The sequence below is a fragment of the Streptomyces mashuensis genome, from assembly GCF_014654785.1.
Classification (GTDB): domain Bacteria; phylum Actinomycetota; class Actinomycetes; order Streptomycetales; family Streptomycetaceae; genus Streptomyces; species Streptomyces mashuensis.
In genome coordinates this window covers 68,779-75,282 of record NZ_BNBD01000018.1, presented here as the reverse complement: position 1 = coordinate 75,282, position 6,504 = coordinate 68,779, and the positions used below count along the sequence as shown (strand labels likewise).

Here is a 6,504-nt window from a genome sequence, read left to right as displayed (position 1 = left end):
CCCACCGGGCCCCGGCCGCCGGACCCCCGTCCGCCGGCCGGGGCCCGGCCACGTCCCGGTCCCGTCCCGGCCCCGTGCGGCTACCAGGTGACCGGGAGCCGGTGCACGCCGTAGATGCTGGACGTCGTGCGCAGCGGCACCTCCTCGGGCGGCACGGCCAGGCGCAGGCCGGGGAAGCGGGCGAGCAGGGCGGGGAAGGCGGCGCGCATCTCGACGCGGGCCAGTTGCTGGCCCAGGCACTGGTGCGGGCCGTGACCGAAGCCGACGTGGCCGGTGGCCCTGCGCCGCAGGTCGAGCGTGTCGGGGTCGGGGAAGCGCAACGGGTCCCGGTTGGCGGCCTGGAGCGAGAGGGTGACCGTCTCGCCGGCCCGTATGAGGTGGCCGTCCAGCTCCACGTCCTCCAGGGCGGCGCGTATGCCGGTGTCGGTGATGGTGAGGTAGCGCATCAGCTCCTCGACGGCCTGGTCGGCGAGGGCGGGGTCGTCGCGGAGGGCGGCGAGCTGGTCCGGGTGGCGCAGCAGGGCGAAGGTGCCCAGGCCGAGCATGTTGGCGGTGGTGTCGAGGCCCGCGCCGAGCAGGAACGTGCCGAGGCCGGCGAGTTCGTCGTCGGTGAGGTCGCCCTCCCGGGCCAGGTCGCCGAGCAGGTCGTCGGTGGGCGTGGCGCGCTTCTCGGTGACGAGGTCGCGGATGATGTCCTGGACGGCCGAGTAGGCGGCCGCGCGCTCATCCATGGTCCTGCTCATGTCGGTCACCGTGTGAGTGTGGCGCTGGAAGACGTCGCGGTCCTCGGAAGGCACGCCCAGCAGTTCACAGATCATCAGGGCCGGGACGGGCTGGGCGAACGCTTCCACCAGGTCGGCGGGCGGGCCCTGTCGTTCCATGGCGTCGAGACACGCGGCGGTGATCTGCTCGGCGCGCGTGGTGAGCTCGCGCATCCGGCGGACCGTGAACTTGCCCATGAGCAGCCGCCGGTAGCGGGTGTGGCCCGGTGCGTCGATGCCGCTCATGTCGCCCGGCGGGGCGGGCGGCAGGGGCCCGTCGGGGGCGCCGGGGAGGGGGAGGTGCATCAGCTCGTAGCGGGAGCTGAAGCGCGGGTCGGCCAGCACGGCGCGCACGACGGCGTGGCCGGTGGCCAGCCAGCCCACGTGGCCGTCGGGGTAGTGCAGCCGGCGCAGCGGCTGTTCGTTGCGCAGGCGGGCCAGTTCTGCGGGCGGGTCGAAGGGGCAGCCCGCCGCGCGGGCCACGGGCAGTTCGGGGACGGGTAAGCCGGTCACGTGACGTGTCGTCGCATCCATGACGCCATGGTGGCACCATTGCGGTGCCACTGCAAGGCATTAAGCGGGAAAGTGGTGATGCCGCCATGGCGCCACGGTGTCACGAAAAAGGAGGCCGGCATGCAGCCGGCCCCCTCACCCCCTCCTGTCCTGTCCCCCCGTCAGTCCCGCGGCCCCACCACCTCGCCGTCCGCGGCGGTCACCGTGATCGCCCCCGCCGGGCACGAGTCGGCGGCGTCGAGCACCGCCTCACCAGGCGGCACCCCCTCCGCGGCCGGCCGCGACCGCTCACCGTCCATCAGGAAGTACGTCCCCGCCATCGCCGTGCAGATGCCGGAGCCCATGCACCGGCTGCGGTCCACCGTCACCCGCCACTCGGCCATCGCGCGTCACCACCCCACCGGCATCGACCGCGGACCGCGCACCAGCATCTCCGTCTTCCACACGATGTCACCGGCCACGTGCAGCCCCGGCAGCCGCAGGACCAGGCCCCGCAGCGCCTCCTGCAGCTCCACCCGGGCCAGCGGCGCGCCGAGGCAGTGGTGCACGCCGTGGCCGAACCCCAGGTGCTGGTTGCCCTCCCGGCCCACGTCGAGCGTGTCCGGCGCGGCGAAGCGCCGCTCGTCACGGTTGGCCGCGCCCACCGCCACCAGTACCGGCTCGCCCTTGCGCACCCAGGTGCCGCCCACCTCGACGTCCTCGGTGGCGTACCGGGGCGAGGCCGCCGCCGTGCCCAGCGGCACGAAGCGCAGCAGCTCCTCCACGGCCGACGGGATCAGGCCCGGGTCCTCGCGCAGCCGGGCCAGCTCGCCGGGCCGGTCGAGCAGCGTGCAGACGAAGTTGGGGATCTGCGTGGCCGTCGTCTCGTGCCCGGCGACCAGCACCGCGACGCACAGGTCGATGAGCTCCGGCTCGGACAGCCGGTCCTCCTGGTCGCGGGCCTCGATGAGCGCCGTCATCAGGTCGTCCGCCGGCCGGGCCCGGCGCTCGGCGACCAGCCCGGCCATGTAGGCGCGCAGCTCCTCCCGGCTGGCCTCCGCCTCCTCCGCCGTGAGCGAGCTGGTGGACAGGGCGTCGTCGCTCCACTTGCGGAACAGCGGCCGGTCCTCCTCGGGCACCCCCAGCAGGCGGCAGATGACGGACACGGGCAGCGGCAGCGCGAACGCGTCGACCAGGTCGGCGGGCGGGCCCGCCGCCACCATGTCGTCCAGCAGGCTGCCGGTCAGCGCCCGGATGTCCGGCCGTAACCGCTCCACGCGCTGCACCGTGAACGCCTTCGTCACCAGCCGCCGCAGCCGCGTGTGGTCGGGCGGGTCCATGGCGAGGATGCCGCTGTTGATCTGCGCGGCCGACTGGCGCGGCTCGTCGTGGTCGACGCAGGCGGCGCGGCTGAACCGGCGGTCGCCGAGGACGAAGCGGGCGTCCTCGTAGCGGGTGACGAGCCAGGCCGGTTCGCCGTACGGCAGCCGGACGCGCCGCAGCCCCTCGGCGCGGCGCACCTCCTCGTACCGCCCGGACAGTTCCAGGCCGGCGGCCTCGTTGTAGGGATAGGGATCGAAGGGGCAGGTGGCGGGCTCGCTCGCAGAGGTGGTCATGCGGATCCTCGGTCCTTCGCGTGGCGGTTTCGCGGGGCAGTAAGGTCTCGCGGCGGTGCAGGAACGTGATGTAAGCACGTGCTTACATCGACCGTAGGGCGCGCCGCGGGCAGCGTCAACGGGGCCCGGAACGCCCGCCGTTGGAGGAGGAACGGGATGACGGAACGGAAACCGGCGCGCCGGCGCGACGCGGAGGCCACCCGCAAGTGCCTGGTCGAGGCCGCGGCGGACCTCTTCGCCGAACGCGGCTACGACCGCACGACGGTGCGCGCCATCGCCGACCGGGCCGGCGTCAACCAGGCCCTCCTCTTCCGCTACTTCGGCTCGAAGACCGCGCTCTTCGCCGAGGTCGTGGCCGCCGACGGCCGCCGCAAGCTGCGCGCGACCCCCGCCGAACAGCTGCTGGAGACCGCCCTGCGCGACCTGCTCGCCCCCTCCGGCGCCCCGTCCGGGGACCGCTCGCTGGAGGTGTTCCTGCGCTCGGTGGGCAGCGAGGACGGCACGGGCGACAGCAACCGGCACCTCACCGAGGAGTACACGGCCGTGCTGGCCCGGCTCACCGATGCCGAGGACGGCGAGCTGCGCGCCGCCCTCGTCCTCGCCTGGCTGCTCGGCATCGGCCTGACCCGCGTCGTCGTCCGCCAGGAACCCCTGGCCGGCGCCGATCCCGACCACGTGTGCCGGCTGATGCTGGACGCGGCCCGCACCCTCCTGGAACGCCTGCCGTGACGGTGCGTGACCGCCCGCCCGGAGCAACGCCACCGGCGGCACCGGGCGGCGGCTGGTAGGACGGAGGGGGACCAGCGGCCCGCCGGAGGTGCGAACGGGATGCACGTCGTGGTCGATCTCAACCGGTGCCAGGGCTACGCCCAGTGCGTCTTCCTCGCCCCCCGGGTGTTCGCGCTGCACGGCGAGGAGGCCCTCACGTACACCCCCGCCGTCCCCCGCGACCAGGAGGAACGGGTACGGGAAGCGGTGGTGGCCTGCCCGGTGCAGGCCATCCTCGCCGGCGAACGGGCCGGGCCGTGACCACCCCGGCGCGCGACGGGCGGATCGTCGTCGTCGGCGCGTCGCTGGCCGGGCTGCGCGCGGCCGAGACGCTCCGCGAGAAGGGCTTCACCGGAGAGCTCACCCTGGTCGGCGACGAGCCCGTCCCGCCGTACGACCGGCCGCCGCTGTCCAAACAGGTGCTGCTGGGCCGGGTGGCGGCCGGCGACTGCGGGCTGCCGGCCCGTCGGCCCGTCGACGCGCGCTGGAAACTCGGCGTCCGCGCCACCGGCCTCGACGCCACCCGGAAGCGGGTCCTCCTGGCCGACGGCGAGGAACTCCCCTACGACCGGGTGCTGATCGCCACCGGCACCCGCGCCCGGCCCTGGCCCCACCCCGAGGAGGCCGCCCTCGACGGCGTGTTCACCCTCCGCACCGACGAGGACGCCGCCCGGCTCGCCGCCCGCCTCGACGCCGGCCCACGGCGCGTGCTCGTCATCGGCGCCGGCTTCACCGGCTCCGAGATCGCCTCCGCCTGCCGGGAACGCGGCCTGCCCGTCACCGTCGCCGAACGCGGCCGGGCACCCCTCATCGGCGCGCTCGGCGGCACCGCCGCCGCGTTCGCCACCCGGCTCCAGCGCGCCCACGGCGTGGACCTGCGCTGCGGCGTGACGGTCACCTCGCTGCGCGGCAGCGGCGGCCGGCTCACCGGCGCCGCCTTCTCCGACGGCAGCAGCATCGACGCGGACATCGCCGTCGTCGCCCTCGGCGCCGTCCGCAACACCGAATGGCTCGACGGCTCCGGCCTCGCCGCCGGCCCCCGCGGCGTGGCCTGCGACGCCGGGTGCCGCGTCTTCACCATGTACGGCATCGTCACCGACGACGTCTTCGTCGCCGGCGACGTCGCCCGCTTCCCGCACCCGCTGTTCGAGTACCAGATGATCGCCCTCGAACACTGGGGCAACGCCGTCGCCCAGGCCGAGGTGGCCGCGCACAACATGGTCAGCCCCGGCCCGCTGCGCCGCCCCCACCTGACGGTGCCGGCCTTCTGGTCCAGCCAGTTCGGCCTCAACATCAAGTCCGTGGGCGTCCCCACCTTCTCCGACCAGGTGATCCTCGCCCAGGGCCGGCCCGAGGACCGGCGGCTCGTCGCCGTCTACGGCTACCGGGGCCGCATCACCGCCGCCGTGACCGTCGACCGGGCCAAGTGGCTCGACCACTACCGGCACCTCATCGAGACCGGCGCACCCTTCCCGCCCGCCCCCGGCGCCGCCGACTTCCACGCCGGCCACGAACCCGTACCCTCCGACGTCCCCGACCCGCGCGTCCTCTCGCACGGCCCGACCGTCGCCCTCACCGGCCACCTGCCGGACCGGCGCCTGACCCTGCTGCGGCCCGGCGGCTGAGCCCCGGCCCACCGAGGAGCCCCGCATGCCCCCGGAAACCCTCTTCGAGAGGATCACCGACTTCGCCGCCCGCGCCGACCCCTACCCGCTGTACGCCGAGCTCCGCGACAGCGGCGTCGCACGCCAGGCCGACGGCTCCTACCTCGTCGGCACCTACCACGAGATCAGCGCACTGCTCCACGACCCGCGCGTCAGCTCCGACCCCCGCAGCCGCGCCGAACCCCACGAGGACCCCGCCGCCACCGGCCTGCCGCCGTCCTTCATCGGCCTCGACGACCCCGGCCACGACCGGCTCCGCCGCATGGTGATGCGGCCCTTCGGGCCGCCCCACTCGCCGCACCGCATCGACGAGCTGCGCGGCGAGATCCAGCGCGTCGCCGGCGAACTCGCCGACGCCCTCGTGGCCAAGGACCGCTTCGACCTCGTCGACGACTTCGCCTTCCCCCTGCCCGTCACCGTCATCTGCCGGCTGCTCGGCGTCCCGGAGGGCGACGTCCCGCAGATGCACACCTGGGCCGACGCCGTCGTCGCCGGACTCGACTTCGCGCCCGGCGAGGACCCCTCCCCACGGCAGCGCGCCGCCCGCGAGGCCCGCCAGGCCATGGGCCTCTACCTCGGCGAACTCGCCGAGCAACGCCGCCGCGCCCCCACCGGCGACATGCTCTCCGCCCTCGTCCACGAACCCGGCCCCGACGGGGCGCTGACCCGGCAGGAACTCATGGTCAGCGCCGTCCTGCTGCTCATCGCCGGCCACGAGACCACCGTCAACCTCATCACCAACGGCATGCTCACCCTGCTGCGCCACCCCCACGAATACGACCGCCTCCGTGACCACCCCGAGGAGATGCCCGCCGCCGTCGAGGAACTCCTGCGCTACGAACCCCCCGTCCAGCTCCTCCCCCAGCGCAGCCCGCTGGCCGACATCGAGGTCGCCGGCGTCACCGTCCCCAGGGGCGCGCCACTGATCCTCGTCCTGGCCGCCGGCAACCGCGACCCCCTGCGCTTCCCCGACCCCGACCGCTTCGACCCGCGCCGCCCCGACAACCAGCACCTCGGCTTCGGCAGCGGCGTCCACGCCTGCTTCGGCGCCCCGCTCGCCCGCGTCGAGACCCACCTCGCCCTCACCACGCTGCTGCGCCGCCTCGGCGACCTCCGCCTCGTCGAGGACTCGCCCGAATACCGCCGCAGCCCCGTCCTGCGCGGCCCCCGCCACCTGCACCTGGAGCAGCACCGCCGCTGACG

Annotated in this window: 7 protein-coding genes; 4 read left to right on the top strand and 3 right to left on the bottom strand. The window is 74.8% G+C overall.

What is annotated here, in order from left to right:
* Positions 1-80: 80 nt before the first annotated feature.
* The 3 genes from IE305_RS29040 to IE305_RS29030 form a co-directional block, all read right to left on the bottom strand.
* Positions 81-1,295 (bottom strand): cytochrome P450, encoded by a 1,215-nt coding sequence (locus IE305_RS29040; protein WP_190132781.1) that lies wholly within the window; start codon positions 1,293-1,295, stop codon positions 81-83.
* A gap of 140 nt (positions 1,296-1,435) precedes the next feature.
* Complete coding sequence (locus IE305_RS29035; protein WP_190132780.1) at positions 1,436-1,657, bottom strand: ferredoxin; 222 nt, start codon at positions 1,655-1,657, stop codon at positions 1,436-1,438.
* A gap of 6 nt (positions 1,658-1,663) precedes the next feature.
* Complete coding sequence (locus IE305_RS29030; protein WP_190132779.1) at positions 1,664-2,869, bottom strand: cytochrome P450; 1,206 nt, start codon at positions 2,867-2,869, stop codon at positions 1,664-1,666.
* 156 nt (positions 2,870-3,025) lie between these two features.
* Between IE305_RS29030 and IE305_RS29025 the strand changes: the two genes are divergently transcribed.
* From IE305_RS29025 to IE305_RS29010, 4 genes are all read left to right on the top strand, one after another.
* Complete coding sequence (locus IE305_RS29025) at positions 3,026-3,598, top strand: TetR/AcrR family transcriptional regulator (RefSeq protein WP_190132778.1); 573 nt, start codon at positions 3,026-3,028, stop codon at positions 3,596-3,598.
* A gap of 99 nt (positions 3,599-3,697) precedes the next feature.
* Positions 3,698-3,898: a ferredoxin gene (locus IE305_RS29020; protein WP_190132777.1), complete on the top strand. Its 201-nt coding sequence runs from the start codon at positions 3,698-3,700 to the stop codon at positions 3,896-3,898.
* A complete protein-coding gene (locus tag IE305_RS29015; RefSeq protein ID WP_190132776.1) occupies positions 3,895-5,262 on the top strand; it encodes an NAD(P)/FAD-dependent oxidoreductase in 1,368 nt (455 codons plus the stop codon). Before IE305_RS29020 ends, IE305_RS29015 begins: the two co-directional genes overlap by 4 nt.
* Positions 5,263-5,287: 25 nt before the next feature.
* Complete coding sequence (locus IE305_RS29010) at positions 5,288-6,502, top strand: cytochrome P450 (RefSeq protein WP_190132775.1); 1,215 nt, start codon at positions 5,288-5,290, stop codon at positions 6,500-6,502.
* Positions 6,503-6,504 lie beyond the last annotated feature (2 nt).